We start from the raw sequence: 17,695 nt of genomic DNA, 5'->3' as shown, positions 1-17,695 counted from the left end.
CCACCCCCAACACCCGGCCGCCGCGCCTTTTCTTGGTTGACCCGGGCCCCTCGGCAGGGTGGGCGATACTGGGTTCGAACCAGTGACCTCTTCGGTGTGAACGAAGCGCTCTCCCACTGAGCTAATCGCCCGGCGCACCGCCAACATTACCGCACGTCGGCGGGCGCTTCCGACCATTTCTGGATCACTCGTCGACCTTCCACGGCATCGCGAAGCCGAACTTCCACACATACACCGCGAGCGCGGCCGCGATGATCACTACGCCGATGGTCGTCAGAATGATGTTGCGCCGCCGCACCTTCGGGTCGAGCGCCTTCTGGGCCGCCTCGGTCACCTTCCGTTTGGTCCAGCGCAGCACGAGCTGGGCCCAAACGAATTCGGTCGCCCAGATCGCCATACCGGCGAAGATCACCAGCCAGCCGGGACCCGGCAGCGGCAGCATGATCACGCCGACGACCACCACCGCGAGACCGATGACAAAGATTCCGACCTGCCAGCTCAGATGCAGCGGCCGGGAGCGCTTGATGAAGTGCGGCGCGCGCGAACCGAGCGGCTGCTCGTCCGTCGCGGCGCCCCCCTCGGTAGCCTCCGGCCCCCCGTTACTCTCCGTATTCATGAGGCCCAACTTACCGGACGCGATCCGTCCGCCGGAATTACCGGCGGGGATGAGCTGGCAATCCGCCGTAAGAGGTACCTGAAGGCACCCAAAACCGTCAGAGGGGTTTACAACGGCACCGTAGGTGGCATGTCGATTTCGCCGACGTGCGAATCCCCGAGCGCACACTGAGCGAAAGGCCCTGGCGCTTATGAACACCACGGTCAGCTGCGAGCTGCACCTGCGCCTCGTTGTGTCGAGCGAGTCTTCACTGCCTGTACCCGCGGGCCTGCGGTATGACACGGCCGATCCCTATGCCGTGCATGCCACCTTCCACACCGGAGCCGAGGAGACCGTCGAGTGGGTTTTCGCCCGCGACCTCCTCGCCGAGGGCCTACACCGGCCCACGGGCACCGGAGACGTCCGCGTATGGCCGTCCCGGAGCCACGGACAGGGCGTGGTCTGTATCGCCCTGAGCTCCCCGGAAGGCGAAGCCCTTCTGGAGGCCCCCGCGCGGGCCCTCGAATCGTTCCTCAAGAGGACCGACGCGGCCGTACCGCCCGGTACGGAACACCGGCATTTCGACCTCGACACCGAGCTCTCCCACATCCTGGCGGAGAGCTGAGACGCACCACAGCCGCCCAACGCACCCACCCGCTCACTTGCGACCGTCCGACTCGGGGAGACGGCGCAGGACCGACAAGTTCACACGGCACACTTCGGCGCCGTCGCCGCGGACCCACCGCGGAGACGGCGCCGAGGCTTGTTCCAGACGCTAGAGTCGGCGACCATTCGGCAACCACACCGGGGGCGGCAGAACCGGCCGGCCCCACCCGGCCAGGGAGCGGAACCGTGATGATCACCCATGACACCCGGTGCGCGCTCGACGCGGTCGTCGATCTGCTCAACACCGCCCCGGAGGGCGAATCCCCCGGAGCGCCGGACAGCCTCACCGACCTCGCGGCGCTGCAGGAGTTCGTGAAGCGCAACGACGTCAGCGACGTGGGCACCCTCTGCGAGCGCGATCTGGCAGCCGTACGGGGCGTCCGCGCGCGCTTCGCCCAGGTCTTCGCCGCCGAGGACGACCACACCGCCGCCGAGCTGCTGAATTTCCTGGTCGCCTCGGCCGGCACCACACCGCGGCTGACCGACCACGACAACTACGACTGGCATGTCCACTACTTCGCACCGGGCGCCTCGGTCGCCGAGCATCTGGCCGCGGACGGCGGGATGGCACTGGCCTTCCTCGTCGTCGCCGGGGAGCGGGAGCGGCTGCGGCGCTGCGAGGCGCCGGACTGCCGGCACGCCTTCGTCGACCTCTCGCGCAATCGCTCCCGGCGCTACTGCGACAGCCGCACCTGCGGAAACCGGCTGCATGTCGCGGCGTACCGGGCACGGCGCCGGGAGGCGGCGCGCTGAGGGCCGAACGGCTGAAGTACGGCGCGGCGACACGCCGTGACCCAGGCCTCACAGGATATAGAGGTCGTGTACCGCGCCGAGAAGGAGCAGAAAGCCGATGATGCCGAGGAAGAGCATCAGCGGCGGCTGGGACAGCGCGAAAAGACAACCGCGCGTTTCGGGGGCCGGGGCATCGTCCCTGGCCAGGGCGCACTCATCGTTCATCTCGCGCGCATCATGGCGCAGCTGATCGTCGGAGTGCGCCCAATGGGCGCTTCAGCAGCGGTAGTTCATCAGATCCCGTGCTTTTTCAGGATCGCTTCGATGTCCGAGAAGTCATCCTTGGGTGCACCACCCTTGCCCTTCGCCTTCGCGGCCGGCTGGGCGGCGGTGTGGCCGGCGCCGAGGGACGGCACGGAGGCGGCCGGTGCCACCGCGTCCGGCCGGGCGGCCGCCGCGGCCTTGCGCTCCTTGCGCTCCTTGCGGCTGCCGATCCCCCGGCGGCGCTCGACGACCCGGCCGATCGTGAACAGCACGGCCGAGAGCGCGAGCACACCGAAGCCGGCCCACACCGAGGGCTTGAAGACGATGTCGGTGAGCCAGTCGATGACACCGGTCAGCACCAGGCCGATGGGGAAGAGGGAGAAGGCTGCGATGCGGGTCGCGGCCAGGAACCGCTTTCGGTAAGCCGTCAGCGCGGCAATGCCCAGGCCCGCAGCCGACACCGCGGCACAGACGGTCGAGGTCAGCATCCGGTCCTCCTGCCGATGGATGGGGAGCGTGCGTTCTGCTCCTCTCCATCCTGCCTTGTCCGGTACGCCTGCGGCCATGTTCCGGTACGGCCTCAGGGACATCTCGGGGTTCCGCTCCTCCGGAGGTCCCGGTTCGGCACCGGACACCGGACTGGAAGACTGGCCCCATGAACGACGCCATGACCTCCGATGCACCGTCTCCGGCCGTCCCCGCCCCTCCCGTCCTCGACGTCTGGTGCGAGCTGCAGTGCCCGGACTGCCATGCCGCGCTGGACGACCTGCGGGCGCTGCGCGAGCGCTACGGCGACCGGCTGGACATCCGACTGCGCCACTTCCCGCTGGAGAAGCACAAGCACGCCTACGTCGCGGCCCAGGCCGCCGAGGAGGCCGCGGAGCAGGGCCAGGGCTGGCCGTACGTCGAGACCGTGCTGGCGCGTACCGAAGAGCTGGGCAAGGGCGGCGAGAAGCTGCTGCTGAAGGTCGCCGGGGAGCTGGGGCTGGATGCCGAGGAGATGGACACCGCGCTGATCGACGGGCGGCATCTGCTGATCGTCGACGCGGACCAGGCGGAGGGCAAGGCGATCGGCGTGACCGGCACTCCGACCTATGTGATCGGCGGCGAGCGGCTGGACGGCGGCAAGAGCCAGGAGGGGCTCCGCGCCCGGATCGAGGAGATCGCCGACCGGCTGCTGGCCGGGCAGGGCTGAGGCCGCGGCGTCACGGACGCGGGCCGCGGCTCACAGGATCGGCTTCCAGAGCAGGTACGCGGAGGGCCGGTAGCCCAGTGAGTCGTAGAGCCCGCGGGCAGGTGCGTTGTCGGCATGGACGTTGAGGCCCAGGACCGGCCGGCCCTCGGCGAGGCACACCCGCTCGGCGACGAGCATCAGGGTGCGGCCGTGGCCGCGGCCGCGGTGTTCGGCGTCCACCTTCACGTCCATGACATAGCCACCGGGCTGGCCGGGCCTCCGCATCGCGACCCAGACTCGCCCGACATCCACACCGTCGTGCGCGAGGATCCGCACCGCGTGGTCCGGCGTGGCGGCGCCGTCCGGGCGCACCGCACGGTGTCCGTCCGCAGAGATCCGCTCGGCCCGTTCGCGGGACATCCCGTTCCTCATCAGCCTCGGCACGTAGGCGGCGTGCGCCTCGGCGAACCAGGCCGGGAACTCCGCCTCGCTCAGCGGCCGGTCCCGGCTGCCGACGGGGAGCCCGGGCGGCGCTCCCAGCTCTTTGGCCATCCGGCGGCTGCGCTCGGTGTAGCCCAGCGCGGCGGCCAGCCGTACGGCGGCCTCGGCGTCGGCCGGGACGGTCAGCTCGATCTGCCGGCATCCCCAGCCGCGCAGCACTTCCTCGGCGGCGAGCGCGGCGACCGTGGCGCGGCCGCGATGCCGGTCCGGGGCGTCGATCTCCAGGGCCTCGATCCGGCCCGCCGCCGGCTCGTACCGCGCGTCCGTGGCCAGCCGGATCCGGCCGACCCGGCGGCTGTTGACGCAGACGTCGTACGGACGGGCCCGCCCGCCGCCGTCCTGTCGTTCTTCCGGTCCGGCGGGCCGCAGCGTTGTGGTCACGAGGACTTTCTACCCGGCCGCGGCCGGGCTCGTCATCACCGCGGATCGAAGTCGGCGGCCGCGTGCTCGTCGAAGATCCGCATGGCTTCGGCCGTCACCGGGCCCGGCCCGTCGGCCAGTTGGCGGCCGTCGATCCGGGTCACGGCCTGGACGTCGCGCAGCGTGGAGGTCAGGAAGATCTCCTCGGCCCGCTCCAGGGCGTCCAACGGCAGATCGGTCTCCTTGGCGCCCACCCAGGTCACCGTCAGGGCACGGGTGATGCCCGCCAGGCAGCCGGAGGACAGCAGCGGGGTGTGCAGTTCGCCGTCCAGGACGACGAAGACATTGGAGCCGGTGCCTTCGCAGAGCGCGCCGACGGTGTTGGCGAACAGCGCCTCGGAGGCGCCCAGTTCGCGCGCGCGGGCGAGCGCGACGACGTTCTCGCCGTACGAGGTGGTCTTCAGGCCGGCGAGCGCGCCGCGTTCGTTACGGGTCCAGGGGACCGTGACGGCGGCGGTGGTGTCGGGGCGCCGGGGGGTCTCGGAGAGCGCGATGACCAGCGTCGTGCCGTTGTCGCCGCGGTCCGAGCCGAGCGGCGAGAGGCCGCCGGTGTAGGTGATCCGGAGCCGGCCGAGGGCCATCGGGTTGGCGTCCAGGACGGCTGCGCAGCCGCGCCGCACCTCGTCGAGGTCGGGGGCGGGCAGGCCGAGCCCCCGGGCGGAGGTGGTCAGCCGCTCCAGGTGGCGGGTGAGGGCGAAGGCCCGCCCGTCGACGGCCTTGAGCGTCTCGAAGACGCCGTCGCCGACCGTCAGGCCGTGGTCGAAGACCGAGACCCGGGCGCCGTCGGCGTCCCGCAGTCCCCCGTCGAGCCAGATCTTCATCGTCGTCTTCCTCCACTCGCCTCGTGCACGCCCGACGCTACCGCGAGCAGCCGGCTCGCCTTCAACTCGGTCTCGGCCCACTCCCGCTCGGGGTCGGAGTCCCAGATGATCCCCGCCCCGGCGCCGAACCGCAGCGCCGGGCCGCCGGGTGCGGTGCGGTCGATCCAGAACGTACGGATGCCGACGTTGAGCTCGCCGGTGCGACGGTCGGCGTCGACCCAGCCGATGCCGCCGCAGTACGGGCCGCGGGGTGCGGTCTCCAGCTCGTCGATGATCTTCAGGGCGGTGTACTTGGGGGCGCCGGTGACCGAGCCGGGCGGGAAGGTGGCGCCGAGCAGATCCGCCCAGGCCGTCTTGTGGTTCTTCCCGTCCAGTTCGCCGCGCACGGTGGAGACGAGGTGGACGAGGCCGGGATGCGGCTCGACGGCGCACAGTGCCGGGACGGTCACCGTGCCGGTGGCGCAGACCCGGCCGAGATCGTTGCGGACCAGGTCCACGATCATCACGTTCTCCGCCTGGTCCTTCGCGGTCAGATCCGCGGCGGTCCGGCCGGTCCCCTTGATCGGCCCGGACTCGACGGTGCGGCCGTCGCGCCGCAGATACAGCTCGGGCGAGGCGGTGGCGACCTCGACGCCGTGGCCGGGCAGTCGAATCGTTCCTGCGTACGGGGCCGGGTTGCCGCGGGCCAGCACCGCCGACAGCGCGTCGACATCGGCGCGGCCGGGGTCGGGCAGCGGCGCGGTCAGCACCCGGCAGAGGTTCACCTGGTAGACCTCGCCGGCCGCGATGTATTCACGGATCCGCCGTACGCCCGCGGTATAGGAAGCGCGGTCCAGGGAGCTGGACCAGTCGCCGGGCATCGGGCCGTGCCAGTTACCGGGGGCCGGCTCGTCCGCGGCCGTGGCGGGGCGGATATCGCCGAAGCGGGCGCAGATCACCGCCCCCTCGAAGTCGGCGACCACCGCCCACCAGCCCGTGGAGTCCAGAGCCGCGGGATCGCTGGTGACATCGCGCAGGTCGGTGGCTATGAGACCGCCGAAGCGGGCCATGGGAGGGAAGTCGTGCACGTCAGTGAGTCTATGGCGGGGGCCCGGCGGGCGCCTCGGCCGAGCGAGCAGCGCAGCACGCTGCACAAACGCGTTTTTGTACTGGCCCCGGAATCCGCTAGAGTTCAACACGTCGCCGGGACGCGGAAGCGCCCCGGAGGCCAAGTAGCTCCCCGACGTAGTCTGGGAGAGACACCTGCGGACGTAGCTCAGTTGGTAGAGCACCACCTTGCCAAGGTGGATGTCGCGAGTTCGAGTCTCGTCGTCCGCTCGATGTGGGGGATCTTCCCGAACCCCTTCACTCCTGGTGGAGTGGCCGAGAGGCGAGGCAACGGCCTGCAAAGCCGTCTACACGGGTTCAAATCCCGTCTCCACCTCCAAGGACGATTAGCTCAGCGGGAGAGCGCTTCCCTGACACGGAAGAGGTCACTGGTTCAATCCCAGTATCGTCCACTGACCCGGTCTTCTCCGGGTCCCCGCGCGATTAGCTCAGCGGGAGAGCGCTTCCCTGACACGGAAGAGGTCACTGGTTCAATCCCAGTATCGCGCACGCAGCACCCGCGGAGATCACCGAGATCCGTGGTCCCGAGGACGATTAGCTCAGCGGGAGAGCGCTTCCCTGACACGGAAGAGGTCACTGGTTCAATCCCAGTATCGTCCACACATCAGCCGAGGGCCGGAGCATTCGCTCCGGCCCTCGGTCGTTGTGCCGAGCCGCTCCTCGCGGAACGGTCGGTCGCTGTTCAGGAGGAGAAGAGCATGTGGCCGAAGCTGCGGCGGTGATGGCCGTGGTGTCCATGGTGGCCCTGGTGCGGGGCGCCCCAGGCGGGGGCGGCGGGGTAGGCCTGCGGGGCGGGCGGCGGCGGGGCCTGCTGGGTCCACTGCGCCTCCAGGCGGGTCAGCGACTCCAGCTCCCCGTAGTCCAGGAAGATCCCCCGGCAGCCGGCGCACTGCTCGATCTGCACGCCATTGCGGTTGTACGTATGCATCGGTGCATGACACTTGGGGCACTGCATCGTCGGCTCAACTCCTGTAATCCATCACTGCTCACTGCGGCACCGCCGGAACGTCCTCCCGGCGATGAGGTGTTCACCCTACGCCGGGGCCGGCGGGCGCCAACTGCTCCGGCAGGGAAGTCATGCGGGCGCAGGCGTCGACCACGGCCGCCTCGATCTCGTCCAGCGGGCGGGACGCGGTGACGGCCTTGGCGACGGCGAGCGCGGCGGTCTGCACGGTCAGGGCGCGGGCGGGTATCTCCAGGTCGGGCCAGGGGTCGCCGTCGGGGCGTACGGCGCGGCCGCCGGCGGCCCGGTAGGCGGCCAGGAAGCGGGACCAGATGTCCGGGGCGAGCAGGCCGGTGGCGAACCAGGCGGCGGGGCGGGCCAGGTCCCAGGCCGGATCGCCCAGACCCAGGTCGTCGATGTCTATCAGCAGCCAGGGGCCGTTCGCGGCCGGATGACGGACGAGCTGGCCGAGGTGGAAGTCGCCGTGGCAGAGGAACGGGGTGTGCGGCGGCGGAGCCGCGGCGCGGGCCCAGGGCGGCAGGAGGGTCCAGGCACGCTCGACGGCACCGGCGGCCGAGGAAGCGGATCCGGGGCCAGGTCGCGGTGGGTGAGCCGCGAGGGCGGTACGCAGGCGGGTGAGAGCGCGGGCGGCCTTGGCCGGGCCGCGCATCGGCGGCACGGGGCCGGGCAGTCGGCCGGCGTCCACGGAGTGCAGCCGGGCCAGCAGGCGCGCGGCGTCCTCCCATGGCGCGGCGTCGGGGTCGTCGGGCGAGACCGGGCTGCCGTACGGCCAGCGGGTCAGTGCGCGGCCGTCCTCGGTGAGGGTGAGGTGTCCGTCGGGGGCGGTGACCGGGAGCGGGGGCAGCAGGATGCCGTGCAGAAGGGGGTGGGCGGCGACGGCCAGCCGGGCGGCGAGGTCGCGTGGGTCGCAATCGGGGGCGTGGGCCTTGGCGACCGTACGGCCGCTGCGGACGACCGTGCCGTCGGGGCGGTCGGCGAGCACCTCGGGGGCGGTGCGGGGTACCGGAACGCCTCCCGGGGCGGGGCCCGCCGAAAGGGCCGCCAGGCGGCCGAGGAGTGGTGCGGTCATCGTTCCCCCGAGTCGTGCGAGCCGTACGCGCGTCGTACCTGGTGCGGGCGGTGCCCCATACGGACTGCCCGGCCTGGGATCGTACGCGCGGTGCGAGCGGGCCGTCCCCGGCGGCGGCCGGAAAAACTCGATGGCCGGGCATCTCCCCAGATGCCCGGCCATTCGTGCCGTCCGCCGCACCCCCGTCCCCACGGGGCTTCCGGCCGGAGGTCCCCGTCCCGGGCCGCTCTCCCGGGACCGGGGCGCCTTTCAGCGCCCCAGCATTCCGGCCACGGACGACGCCTGTGTGATCACGGCTTCCCAGCCGCCGAAGAGCACGGCGAGGAGAATCGCCAGCGGCAGCACCATGGCCACCGCGACGAGGGGATGGCGAGTACTGGACGGCTGGTGGCCGCCGAGCGCCGAGGCGACTCCGCGCCCTTGCGCCGGCGCCGTCCGTCCGGAGGTCTCCGCCATTGTCCCGCTCCCGTCGTGTCTGGGGCGGCGGGCGTCTGACCTCGGGGGACGAGTGCTGCGCCCGCCGCTTGAACACCACATTAGGCACGCGTCGGGCGCCCGGCGTCATGCCGTCGTACTGATTGACGGGCCTCCGGGAGGATGACGTGAGGAGCCCCGGCGTACTCCCCTGGGTGGAGAGCCGGGTACCGGGACCTGGGGACATCCCCGAGAAGGACGGGGCGGATGCGGCGGCCTCCCCCGTTCGGCTACCGCCGGCAGGCCTTCGGGTGACTTCGCTCACTTCGACCACTCCCTCGCACACGGCCCTCCCGGCCCCGCGACACGCCCCACCCGCCACCCAGCCTTAAGGTTCGGCCATTTCCCCGGCATCCATGACTATCCCTCCCCGATCATCTTTCATCGCGTCAATCTCCCTTCTGCGATGGTTCCTTGGGATCCCCCGCGGGAACTCGGGCCGCACGGCGGCCGATTCCCGTCCGCTCTTCGAGGGTGCCACCCGCCACTGACAATCCGGTCGGCGACGCATGCGCGGCCTATCAGCACAGCGAGCCGTCAATCCGTAAGCTGTGGCACGTCAGACGGTTGGCAGCGGAGTGGGGCCTCCCCACCGCAGGTAGGGGACGGACATGGCGATGATGCGGCTCCGGCGCGAGGACCCGCGTGTCGTCGGGTCGTTCCGGCTGCACCGCCGGCTCGGCGCGGGCGGGATGGGCGTGGTCTATCTCGGCTCGGACAAGCGCGGCCAGCGGGTGGCCCTCAAGGTGATCCGGCCGGATCTGGCGGAGGATCAGGAATTCCGCTCGCGGTTCGCACGCGAGGTGTCGGCGGCCCGGCGGATCCGCGGCGGCTGTACGGCCCGGCTGGTCGCGGCCGATCTCGACGCGGACCGCCCGTGGTTCGCCACCCAGTATGTTCCCGGCCCCTCGCTGCACGACAAGGTGAACGACGAAGGGCCGCTGTCCCCGGCGCAGGTCGCCTCCATCGGTGCCGCGCTCTCCGAAGGGCTGCTGGCCGTCCATGACGCAGGCGTCGTCCACCGCGACCTGAAGCCGTCCAACATCCTGCTGTCCCCCAAGGGGCCGCGGATCATCGACTTCGGTATCGCGTGGGCCACCGGCGCCAGCACGCTGACGCATGTCGGTACGGCCGTCGGCTCGCCGGGCTTTCTCGCGCCGGAGCAGGTGCGCGGGGCCGCGGTGACGCCGGCGACGGACATCTTCGCGCTGGGGGCCACCCTCGCCTACACCTGCACCGCGGACTCGCCGTTCGGGCAGGGAAGTTCGGAGGTCATGCTCTACCGGGTGGTGCACGAGGAGGCGCAGCTGGCCGGGGTGCCGGACGCGCTGGCGCCACTGCTCGCGTCGTGTCTGGCCAAGGACCCGGCGGACCGCCCGAGCACCCTGTCGCTGTCCTTGCGGCTCAAGGAGATCGCGGCCCGGGAGGCGCACGGCCTGTCCGGCGGCCCGCTGGAGAACGGCCCGGGCTCCGAGCCCGGTTGGGGGCGCGCGGAGCGCCGTCCGGTGGACCGACCGACCGGGCAGCGGGCCGAGGAGTACGCGCGGCAGCACACCGAGCGGCGGGCCACGGGCACTCCCGTGCCGCGTCCGCAGCCGGCCCGGCCCTCGTCGCCCCGGGAGGCGACGTCCCGGCCGGGCGGGCCCGCGTCGGCGCCGGGCACGAACTCACGGACCGGCGGGCGCAATTCGGGACGGGTCCCTGGGGCGCGGCCCGGCGGGCGGAACGGTTCGCGCTCCCCGGTGCGTACGACATCGGGCGGGCGCCGCCCCGGCCCCGACCGCCGGCTGCTGCGGCAGCGGGTCATCGTGTTCGTGGTGGTGACGCTGCTGGTGGCGCTGGGTATCGCGGCGGCCCAGGGCTGCCAGGGGCCGGCGCGGGGGCTGGGCGCGGAACGGCCGGTGCCCATCGCGCCGTACGGGAGCGTTTCTACGCCTTAGGGGGCGGGCGAACACATCCCGTAGGGGATGCACGCGCCCCCTGCGGGGCCACAACGCGGCGGTGCCGGGACGGTATTCCCGTGACTCACGACGCGAGCTCACAACGTTCGGCTCGCGACGTTGGCCTCACGACGTGAGCTCACAACGTTGGGCTCGCGACGTTGGGCTCACAACGTTCGGCTCGCGACTTTGGGCCTACGACGCTGGGCTCACGACGTGACCGACAAGATGCTGCCTGCAGTCCCTACCTAGGCGGGCCGGCCGGTTGCCACCGCGTAGAAGGCGACCGCGGCGGCCGCCCCCACGTTGAGCGAGTCCACGCCGTGCGCCATCGGGATACGGACCCATTCGTCGGCGGCCCGCAGGGCCCCGGTGGTCAGGCCGTCGCCCTCCGCGCCGAGCATCAGGGCGGCGCGCTCCAGGGTGTGCGGGGCCGCCTCGTCGATGGCGGTGGCCTTCTCCGACGGGGTCAGCGCGAGCAGCTTGAAGCCCGCCTCCCGTACGGCCGCCAGGTCCCGGGGCCAGCTCTCCAGGCGGGCGTACGGTACCGAGAACACCGCTCCCATGGAAACCTTCACCGAGCGGCGGTAGAGCGGGTCGGCGCAGTCCGGGGAGAGCAGTACCGCGTCCATGCCGAGGGCCGCGGCGCTGCGGAAGATCGCCCCGATGTTGGTGTGGTCGTTGACCGCTTCCATGACGACGATGCGGCGGGCGGTGGCGAGCAGCTCGGTGGGGTCGGGCAGCGGTTTGCGCTGCATGGAGGCCAGGGCGCCGCGGTGGACGTGGTAGCCCGTCACCCGCTCGGCGAGGTCCGGGCTGACCGCGTAGACCGGTGCCGGGACCTCGTCGATGACATCGCGCATGACGTCGACCCACTTGGCCGAGAGCAGCATGGAGCGCATCTCGTAGCCGGCCTGCCCGGCGCGCCGGATGACCTTCTCGCCCTCGGCGATGAAGAGCCCTTCGGCGGGCTCGCGGCGGCGCCGCAGCTCGACGTCGGTGAGGCCGGTGTAGTCGCGCAGGCGCGGGTCGTCCGGGTCATCGACGGTGATGATTTCTGCCACGGGGAGATAGTGCCTTGTCGGTGTCGAGGTTCCAATGCCGCGTACGGGATCGGCTACTTGGCGGTATCGGGGGCGGCGAGGCCGACGACGTCGCCGATGACGATGACCGCCGGGGGACGGACGCCCTCGGCCCGTACGGTCTCGCCAAGGGTCGCCAGGGTGGCGTCGACGCGGCGCTGGGCCGCGGTGGTGCCTTCCTGGATGACGGCGGCGGGGGTGTCGGCGGGGCGGCCGTGCTCGATGAGCTTGGCGGCGATGGCGGCGCTGTTCTCGACGCCCATCAGCACGACGAGGGTGCCGCGCAACTTGGCGAGCGACGGCCAGTCGACCAGCGAGCGCTCGTCGTCGGGGGCGACATGGCCGCTGACCACGGTGAACTCATGGGCGACGCCGCGGTGGGTGACGGGGATGCCCGCGGCGCCGGGGACCGAGATGGTGCTGGAGATGCCGGGGACGACGGTGCAGGGGATGCCGGCTTCGGCGAGCGCCTGGGCCTCTTCCATGCCGCGCCCGAACACGAACGGGTCGCCGCCCTTGAGGCGGACCACGGCCTTGCCGGCCTTGGCGTGCTCGATCAGGGCGTTGTTGATGGCTTCCTGCGCCATGAAGCGGCCGTAGGGGATCTTCGCGGCGTCGATGACCTCGACATGCGGCGGGAGTTCGGCGAGCAGATCGCGGGGGCCGAGCCGGTCCGCGATGACGACGTCCGCCTCGGCGAGGAGGCGGCGGCCGCGGACGGTGATCAGGTCGGGGTCGCCGGGGCCGCCGCCGACCAGGGCCACGCCCTTGGCCCGTGTGCGGTGGTGCGGGGCGGCGATGCTGCCGTCCCGCAGGCCCTCGACGATCGCATCCCGTACGGCGGCGGAGCGGCGCGGGTCACGGCCGGTGAGCACCGCGACGGTGACGCCCTCGCTGTGGCCGGTGGCCGGGGTCCAGGCGGTGGCCGCCTCGGCGTCGTCGGAGCGGACGCACCACACCCGGCGGTCCTCGGCCTCCTGGGACGCGGCGGCGTTGGCCTCCGGGTCGTCGGTGGAGATCAGCGCGTACCAGGCGTCGGCGAGGTCGCCCGGCTGGTAGCGGCGGCGCTCCCAGCGGATCTCGCCGGTGTCGGCCATCGCCTCGACGGAGGGGGTGGCGGACGGGGAGATCAGCAGGACGTCGGCGCCGGCGGCGATGAGCGCGGGGAGCCGGCGCTGGGCGACCTGGCCCGCCCCGAGGACGACCACGCGGCGGCCGGACAGCCGCAGTCCGACGGGGTAGGCGGCGTGTTCGGCAACGTGCTCAGCCATGGTGATACGGCTCCTTGTGCGGGTGGTGCGATTTCGGCGACGAGCTCAGCCGCTGCGGCTCTGGAGCGGCTGATGAGAGGTGGTACGCCCCGGGGCCCCTGGTGAGGGTTATGGCCCCGGCCCACAGCCTATGGGGCTGCGGGCCGGTGGTCATGTGGGGACGGCCACGTCCTGGCAGTCCCCGGTCAGCTCCGTCAGCTCTTCTCCGTCACTCCGGCGGAGTCGAAGGTGGCGACCTCGTGCATGGCGCGGGCGGCGCTCTGCACCACGGGGAGAGCGAGCAGCGCGCCGGTGCCCTCGCCCAGGCGCAGATCGAGGTCGACGAGAGGGCGCAGGCCCAGCTTGGTCAGCGCCGCGACATGGCCGGGCTCCGCGCTGCGGTGGCCGGCGATGCAGGCGGCCAGCGCCTCGGGGGCGATGGCGCGGGCCACCAGGGCGGCGGCACCGGCGCTGACGCCGTCGAGGATGACCGGTGTACGCAGCGAGGCGCCGCCGAGGATCAGGCCGACGAGCGCGGCGTGCTCCAGGCCGCCGACCGCGGCGAGCACGCCGACGGGGTCCGCCGGGTCGGGCTGGTGGAGTTCCAGGGCGCGGCGGACGACATCGACCTTGCGGGCGTGCGTCTCGTCGTTGATGCCGGTGCCGCGGCCGGTGACCTCGGTCGGGTCGGCGCCGGTGTAGACGGCGATCAGGGCGGCCGAGGTGGTGGTGTTGGCGATACCCATCTCGCCGGTGAGGAGCACCTTGTTGCCGGCTGCGACCAGGTCGCGGGCGGTCTCGATGCCGACCTCGATGGCCTTCAGCACGTCCTCTTGGGTCATCGCCGGGCCCGCGGTGAAGTCGTCGGTCCCGGGACGGACCTTGCGCGGCAGCAGACCCGGGGTGGCCGGGAGCTCGCCCGCCACGCCGACGTCCACGACGCAGACCTCTGCGCCGACCTGGTTGGCGAAGGCGTTGCAGACCGCTCCGCCGCCCAGGAAGTTGGCGACCATCTGGCCGGTGACCTCCTGGGGCCACGGGGTCACGCCCTGGGCGTGCACACCGTGGTCGCCCGCGAAGATCGCGACAGCGGCCGGCTCCGGGATCGGCGGCGGGCACTTGCGGGACAGCCCGGACAGCTGCGCGGAGATGATCTCCAGCATGCCCAGTGCCCCGGCGGGCTTGGTCATCCGCTTCTGCCGCTCCCAGGCTTCGCCGAGCGCCTTGGCGTCCAGCGGGCGGATGCCCTGGAGGGTCTCCTGGAGCAGGTCGTGCGGGTCCTCGCCGGGCAGCGCGCGGCGGCCGTACGTCTCCTCGTGGACGACCCAGGACAGCGGGCGCCGCTTGGACCAGCCGGCCTGCAGCAGCTCTGGCTCGTCCGGGAACTCGTCGACGTAGCCGACGCAGAGGTACGCCACGACCTCCAGGTGGTCGGGCAGGCCCAGCTCGCGGACCATCTCCCGCTCGTCGAAGAAGCTGACCCAGCCGACGCCCAGGCCCTCGGCGCGCGCGGCGAGCCAGAGGTTCTCGACCGCCAGCGCGGAGGAGTACGGGGCCATCTGCGGCTGGGTGTGGCGGCCGAGGGTGTGCCGGCCGCCACGGGTGGAGTCCGCGGTGACGACGATGTTCACCGGCGTTTCGAGGATCGCCTCGATCTTCAGCTCGCGGAACTGCTTGGCCCGCGCCTTGGGCAGCGACTTGGCGTACGCCTCGCGCTGCTGCATGGCGAGCTGGTGCATCTTCTCGCGGGTCTCGGCCGAGCGGATGACGACGAAGTCCCAGGGCTGGGAGTGGCCGACGCTGGGGGCGGTGTGTGCTGCCTCCAGGACGCGCAGCAGCACGTCGTGGGGGATCGGGTCGCCGCGGAAGCCGTTGCGGATGTCGCGGCGCTCGCGCATCACGCGGTGCACGGCGGCGCGCTCGGAGTCGTCGTATCCGGCGGCCGGGGCCTGGATCGGGACTCCGTCGGAGTCCGTGACGTTGTCCGCCATGGGGCCGTCCTGGTGCTGGGGGGTGGGGAGCACGGCGTGGACGGGGGCGCCGGCCTCGTCGGGTACGGCAGGGCCGGGTACGGCAGGGCCTGCGTCGTCGGCGCCGTCCTGCTGGGGAGCGGACTCCGGGCCGTGCTGGGGCGCTGCCTGGCGCTGATCATGCTCCTGGCCTGCGGCTTCTTGTCCCTCGGCGGCGTGGGCTACGGCCTCGGGGCTGTGGAGTTCAGGACCGTGGAGTTCAGGACCGTCGACTTCGTGACCGTCGGCATCGTGGCCGTCGGTCTCATGGCCTTCGCCGAGCTGGACGAGTTCCGCGCCGTCCTGCTGGGCGGCCGCCTCGGTGGATGCATCGTCGGTGGGGGCGCCTTCGGCCGGGGTCCCCGCCTGGAGCTGGTCGCTTCCGGTGGCCTGGTCGGCGTCGGGCCCGGCGGCCGCGGTCACGGTGACCGCCTGCTGGGAGTCGTCGTCCGCGGGGGGCTGCTCACCGTTGACGGCCTGGTCCGGGACGGGAGCGGGCACCGGCTGCGGTTCGGCGGCTGGTTCGGCCGCTGCGACGGTTTCGACGGCTTCGACGGCTTCGACGGGCGCGGCTTCCGCGGCGGGGGCGGTGCCCTGGGGTGCCTCGGCCGCTGCGTCGGCCGGGCCGGGCGGGTTGTCCGCCTCACCGGCTTCGTTGGGGCCGGACGGTACGGGCTGCTGCTCGGCCGGGGCGACCTGGTCCTGGGGAGCGGTCTCCGGGGCTGGGACCTCGCCGGTTGCGGCGGTCTGCTGCACGGCGGCGTCCACGGGGGCACCGGGCTGCGGCTGCCCGGCGTCCGGAACCTGCACCTCGGGGTGCTCTATGGCGGCCTGCGCCTCGGGGGCGTCGCCCTCGGCCGAGGGCATCGCGATGGGGCCCTGGGGTGCGGCGGCAGGCATCGGGATGGCGGCCGCCGGGACGCCCTCGGGTGCGGACGGTGCACCGCCCTGCGCCGCCGGGAGCTGCTGGCCTTCGACGGCCTCCAAGGGCTGGGCGGGCGGAACGGCCTCGGTGCCGGTCGGGGTGGCGTCGGCCGGGACGGGCTGAGCGGGGGCGACGAGCTGGGCGGCGGGGTCGACAGGCTGCGCCGGCTCCACGGCCTGCGGCGCCTGGTCGGCGACGACGAACGGCTCCGCCTGCGCTTCCGCGGGGGCCTCGGCAAGCTGGGCCTCGGCGGCCAGGACCTGATCCGCGAGCTGCTGCGGGGCGACGGCCTCGGGCCGCTGGGCGGGGACGGCAGCGTCCGGCGCGGGAGCCTGCGGTGCGGCTTCCGGTGCGACCTGTCCGTCCTGACCGGCCACGGCCACTTCCGGCAGCGCGTCCGAGACCATGTCCTGCGGCTGCTGAGGCTGCGCCTCCGCCGGAGCCTCGGCCTGCGTGGCCTGGGCTTCCTGGACGGGGGCTACGGCTACTGCGGCGGCCGCGACGGCCGCCGGGGCGCCCTGAGCCGGGATCGGCAGCGGCTGCCCGGCGGGCTGCGCTACGTCGTGCGGGACGGCAGCCACGTCTGCGACGGCACCCGTCTCCGCCACGGGCGCCCCTGCAGGATCGACCGTTTCTGCAACAGGGGCCGCCACCGCCTGTGCGGAGGCCTCGCCCCACGGCGGTACCTGCGATGGCACCTGCGACGGGATCTCACCGAGCTGCGGGCCCGGCAGCGGACCCTGGCCCGCGGCACCGTAGGACTGCTCGGCGTACACCTGCCCGCCGTAGGGCTGCTCGCCGTACGACGGCGCCGCGGGCGACTGCTCGGCGTACGCCACATCGACGAAGTTCTGCTCGGCGTACGGCTGCTGACCGGGCGCCGTCTGCGTGGCGACCGGCGGGGCTTCGGCCGGTGGGGTGGCCACCGGCTGCTCGGCCGGGGCGGGCGCGGGGGTGTCGGCGGGGGTGTCGAAGTACTCAGGGCCGGTGGCCACCGGCCCTGCGTGCCGCGCGGCGGTCTGCGGCGGCGTGCCCGCGGGGCCGCGGTCGGCGAGCGAGCGGACCACGCCGCCGGTCGCGTCCGGCACGGGCGGGCCCATGTGCAGGGGACGGCGCGTGGGCGCGGCCGGCGTCTGCTGGTGCGGTACCGCGGGCTGCGGGATGCGGACGGCGCTGAGATCGACCGAACCGGAATCCCGGCCGCCGCTCTCGTGGTCGCCGGCCTGCGGGGGCATCGGCTCGAAGCCGGCGGCTCCCGGGGCGGCGAACGGCGCGCCCTGCCCCGGTACGCCCGGCTGCGGCTGTGGGGCCGGGACCTGATGCTGGGTCTCGTGTGGCTGTGGGAGCGGCTGCTGCTCGCTCCAGGCGCCCTGGGCGCCCGGCATCAGCAGCAGATCGTCGTCCTCGGCGGCGCCGTCGGCCGGGTCGAGGTAGGGGTACGCGTCCGGAGCAGGGGCGATTCCTGGCTGCCCCTGCTGCTCCATCGGTCCGGCGTCAGCAGGGGAGGGAACGGCCGCCGGCTGCGGCTGCCCGGGATGTCCGCCTGCGTTCTCCGGCTGTCCCTCGCCCGGGACCTGGCCGGTGTCGGTCATGCGTACCCCTCGCCCATTTGGTAGTGCTCCTTCCAAACCGCTCGTGCGACGCGCTCGACCGGGGCGCGCCGACGCCCCGATAGCTAGAACGAGCGAGCACGCCTCGCGGC

At 72.8% G+C, this 17,695-nt stretch carries 16 protein-coding genes and 6 tRNA genes; 9 read left to right on the top strand and 13 right to left on the bottom strand.

The window, feature by feature from the left end; translation table 11 throughout:
• Positions 1-59 precede the first annotated feature (59 nt).
• Both AB0I10_RS08550 and AB0I10_RS08545 read right to left on the bottom strand, forming a co-directional pair.
• Positions 60-131: transfer RNA gene (locus AB0I10_RS08550), tRNA-Val, on the bottom strand.
• Positions 132-184: 53 nt separating this feature from the next.
• Positions 185-616: a TIGR02611 family protein gene (locus tag AB0I10_RS08545; RefSeq protein ID WP_363151576.1), complete on the bottom strand. Its 432-nt coding sequence runs from the start codon at positions 614-616 to the stop codon at positions 185-187.
• A gap of 190 nt (positions 617-806) precedes the next feature.
• Between AB0I10_RS08545 and AB0I10_RS08540 the strand changes: the two genes are divergently transcribed.
• Together AB0I10_RS08540 and AB0I10_RS08535 are read left to right on the top strand one after the other, a co-directional pair.
• Positions 807-1,220, top strand: a complete 414-nt coding sequence (locus AB0I10_RS08540) for an SsgA family sporulation/cell division regulator (protein WP_003959770.1) — start codon at positions 807-809, stop codon at positions 1,218-1,220.
• Positions 1,221-1,447: 227 nt separating this feature from the next.
• Complete coding sequence (locus AB0I10_RS08535; RefSeq protein WP_363151575.1) at positions 1,448-2,014, top strand: CGNR zinc finger domain-containing protein; 567 nt, start codon at positions 1,448-1,450, stop codon at positions 2,012-2,014.
• Between the two features lie 48 nt (positions 2,015-2,062).
• Here AB0I10_RS08535 and AB0I10_RS08530 read toward each other — a convergent pair whose 3' ends face one another.
• On the bottom strand, positions 2,063-2,218 hold the full coding sequence (locus AB0I10_RS08530) for a hypothetical protein (protein ID WP_363151574.1): 156 nt from the start codon (positions 2,216-2,218) through the stop codon (positions 2,063-2,065).
• A gap of 68 nt (positions 2,219-2,286) precedes the next feature.
• Entirely contained in the window at positions 2,287-2,745 is a 459-nt protein-coding gene (locus tag AB0I10_RS08525; RefSeq protein ID WP_363151573.1) for a hypothetical protein, read from the bottom strand.
• A gap of 167 nt (positions 2,746-2,912) precedes the next feature.
• On the opposite strand from AB0I10_RS08525, the gene AB0I10_RS08520 reads away from it, so the two are divergent.
• Positions 2,913-3,452 carry a DsbA family protein gene (locus AB0I10_RS08520; protein WP_363151572.1) on the top strand — a complete coding sequence of 180 codons (540 nt, stop codon included), beginning with the start codon at positions 2,913-2,915 and terminating at the stop codon, positions 3,450-3,452.
• A gap of 30 nt (positions 3,453-3,482) precedes the next feature.
• Here AB0I10_RS08520 and AB0I10_RS08515 read toward each other — a convergent pair whose 3' ends face one another.
• Genes AB0I10_RS08515 through AB0I10_RS08505 form a run of 3 tightly spaced genes read right to left on the bottom strand, consistent with a single transcriptional unit; the run spans position 3,483 to position 6,240 of the window.
• Positions 3,483-4,313 carry a GNAT family N-acetyltransferase gene (locus tag AB0I10_RS08515; protein WP_363151571.1) on the bottom strand — a complete coding sequence of 277 codons (831 nt, stop codon included), beginning with the start codon at positions 4,311-4,313 and terminating at the stop codon, positions 3,483-3,485.
• A gap of 35 nt (positions 4,314-4,348) precedes the next feature.
• Positions 4,349-5,173, bottom strand: coding sequence for an aminodeoxychorismate lyase (locus AB0I10_RS08510; RefSeq protein WP_363151570.1), 825 nt, complete (start codon positions 5,171-5,173; stop codon positions 4,349-4,351).
• Positions 5,170-6,240, bottom strand: coding sequence for a chorismate-binding protein (locus AB0I10_RS08505; protein ID WP_363151569.1), 1,071 nt, complete (start codon positions 6,238-6,240; stop codon positions 5,170-5,172). The genes AB0I10_RS08510 and AB0I10_RS08505 overlap by 4 nt, the downstream gene beginning before the upstream one ends.
• 177 nt (positions 6,241-6,417) lie before the next feature.
• Between AB0I10_RS08505 and AB0I10_RS08500 the strand changes: the two genes are divergently transcribed.
• From AB0I10_RS08500 to AB0I10_RS08480, 5 genes are all read left to right on the top strand, one after another.
• Positions 6,418-6,490: transfer RNA gene (locus tag AB0I10_RS08500), tRNA-Gly, on the top strand.
• 35 nt (positions 6,491-6,525) lie between these two features.
• A tRNA-Cys gene (locus tag AB0I10_RS08495) sits at positions 6,526-6,599 on the top strand.
• Position 6,600: 1 nt separating this feature from the next.
• A tRNA-Val gene (locus AB0I10_RS08490) sits at positions 6,601-6,672 on the top strand.
• A 25-nt stretch (positions 6,673-6,697) separates the two neighbouring features.
• Positions 6,698-6,769 (top strand) — tRNA-Val (locus AB0I10_RS08485).
• Between the two features lie 39 nt (positions 6,770-6,808).
• Positions 6,809-6,880: transfer RNA gene (locus tag AB0I10_RS08480), tRNA-Val, on the top strand.
• Between the two features lie 82 nt (positions 6,881-6,962).
• On the opposite strand, the gene AB0I10_RS08475 is transcribed toward AB0I10_RS08480, so the two are convergent.
• From AB0I10_RS08475 to AB0I10_RS08465, 3 genes are all read right to left on the bottom strand, one after another.
• Complete coding sequence (locus AB0I10_RS08475; protein ID WP_363151568.1) at positions 6,963-7,235, bottom strand: zf-TFIIB domain-containing protein; 273 nt, start codon at positions 7,233-7,235, stop codon at positions 6,963-6,965.
• A 73-nt stretch (positions 7,236-7,308) separates the two neighbouring features.
• On the bottom strand, positions 7,309-8,313 hold the full coding sequence (locus AB0I10_RS08470) for an aminoglycoside phosphotransferase family protein (protein ID WP_363151567.1): 1,005 nt from the start codon (positions 8,311-8,313) through the stop codon (positions 7,309-7,311).
• Between the two features lie 249 nt (positions 8,314-8,562).
• A complete protein-coding gene (locus AB0I10_RS08465; RefSeq protein WP_363151566.1) occupies positions 8,563-8,769 on the bottom strand; it encodes a hypothetical protein in 207 nt (68 codons plus the stop codon).
• Positions 8,770-9,398: 629 nt separating this feature from the next.
• Here AB0I10_RS08465 and AB0I10_RS08460 point away from each other — a divergent pair.
• Positions 9,399-10,727, top strand: a complete 1,329-nt coding sequence (locus AB0I10_RS08460; protein WP_363151565.1) for a protein kinase — start codon at positions 9,399-9,401, stop codon at positions 10,725-10,727.
• Positions 10,728-10,975: 248 nt separating this feature from the next.
• Here AB0I10_RS08460 and AB0I10_RS08455 read toward each other — a convergent pair whose 3' ends face one another.
• The 3 genes from AB0I10_RS08455 to cobT all read right to left on the bottom strand — a co-directional run bounded on the left by AB0I10_RS08455 (position 10,976) and on the right by cobT (position 17,585).
• Positions 10,976-11,791, bottom strand: coding sequence for an RNA methyltransferase (locus AB0I10_RS08455; protein ID WP_363151564.1), 816 nt, complete (start codon positions 11,789-11,791; stop codon positions 10,976-10,978).
• Between the two features lie 53 nt (positions 11,792-11,844).
• Positions 11,845-13,080 carry a uroporphyrinogen-III C-methyltransferase gene (gene cobA, locus AB0I10_RS08450; RefSeq protein ID WP_363151563.1) on the bottom strand — a complete coding sequence of 412 codons (1,236 nt, stop codon included), beginning with the start codon at positions 13,078-13,080 and terminating at the stop codon, positions 11,845-11,847.
• A gap of 194 nt (positions 13,081-13,274) precedes the next feature.
• Positions 13,275-17,585 carry a nicotinate-nucleotide--dimethylbenzimidazole phosphoribosyltransferase gene (gene cobT, locus AB0I10_RS08445; RefSeq protein ID WP_363151562.1) on the bottom strand — a complete coding sequence of 1,437 codons (4,311 nt, stop codon included), beginning with the start codon at positions 17,583-17,585 and terminating at the stop codon, positions 13,275-13,277.
• Positions 17,586-17,695: the final 110 nt, after the last annotated feature.

The sequence above is a fragment of the Streptomyces sp. NPDC050636 genome, assembly GCF_040654775.1.
Lineage (GTDB): Bacteria > Actinomycetota > Actinomycetes > Streptomycetales > Streptomycetaceae > Streptomyces.
This window is presented reverse-complemented; position numbering and strand designations above follow the sequence as displayed.

Coding starts and splice junctions, on each gene's coding strand:
- AB0I10_RS08475 (WP_363151568.1), bottom strand. CDS start 7,235: ATGCAGTGCCCCAAGTGTCATGCACCGATGCATACGTACAACCGCAAT.
- AB0I10_RS08465 (WP_363151566.1), bottom strand. CDS start 8,769: ATGGCGGAGACCTCCGGACGGACGGCGCCGGCGCAAGGGCGCGGAGTC.
- AB0I10_RS08525 (WP_363151573.1), bottom strand. CDS start 2,745: ATGCTGACCTCGACCGTCTGTGCCGCGGTGTCGGCTGCGGGCCTGGGC.
- AB0I10_RS08530 (WP_363151574.1), bottom strand. CDS start 2,218: ATGAACGATGAGTGCGCCCTGGCCAGGGACGATGCCCCGGCCCCCGAA.
- AB0I10_RS08540 (WP_003959770.1), top strand. CDS start 807: ATGAACACCACGGTCAGCTGCGAGCTGCACCTGCGCCTCGTTGTGTCG.
- AB0I10_RS08520 (WP_363151572.1), top strand. CDS start 2,913: ATGAACGACGCCATGACCTCCGATGCACCGTCTCCGGCCGTCCCCGCC.
- cobT (WP_363151562.1), bottom strand. CDS start 17,585: ATGACCGACACCGGCCAGGTCCCGGGCGAGGGACAGCCGGAGAACGCA.
- cobA (WP_363151563.1), bottom strand. CDS start 13,080: ATGGCTGAGCACGTTGCCGAACACGCCGCCTACCCCGTCGGACTGCGG.
- AB0I10_RS08470 (WP_363151567.1), bottom strand. CDS start 8,313: ATGACCGCACCACTCCTCGGCCGCCTGGCGGCCCTTTCGGCGGGCCCC.
- AB0I10_RS08545 (WP_363151576.1), bottom strand. CDS start 616: ATGAATACGGAGAGTAACGGGGGGCCGGAGGCTACCGAGGGGGGCGCC.
- AB0I10_RS08460 (WP_363151565.1), top strand. CDS start 9,399: ATGGCGATGATGCGGCTCCGGCGCGAGGACCCGCGTGTCGTCGGGTCG.
- AB0I10_RS08510 (WP_363151570.1), bottom strand. CDS start 5,173: ATGAAGATCTGGCTCGACGGGGGACTGCGGGACGCCGACGGCGCCCGG.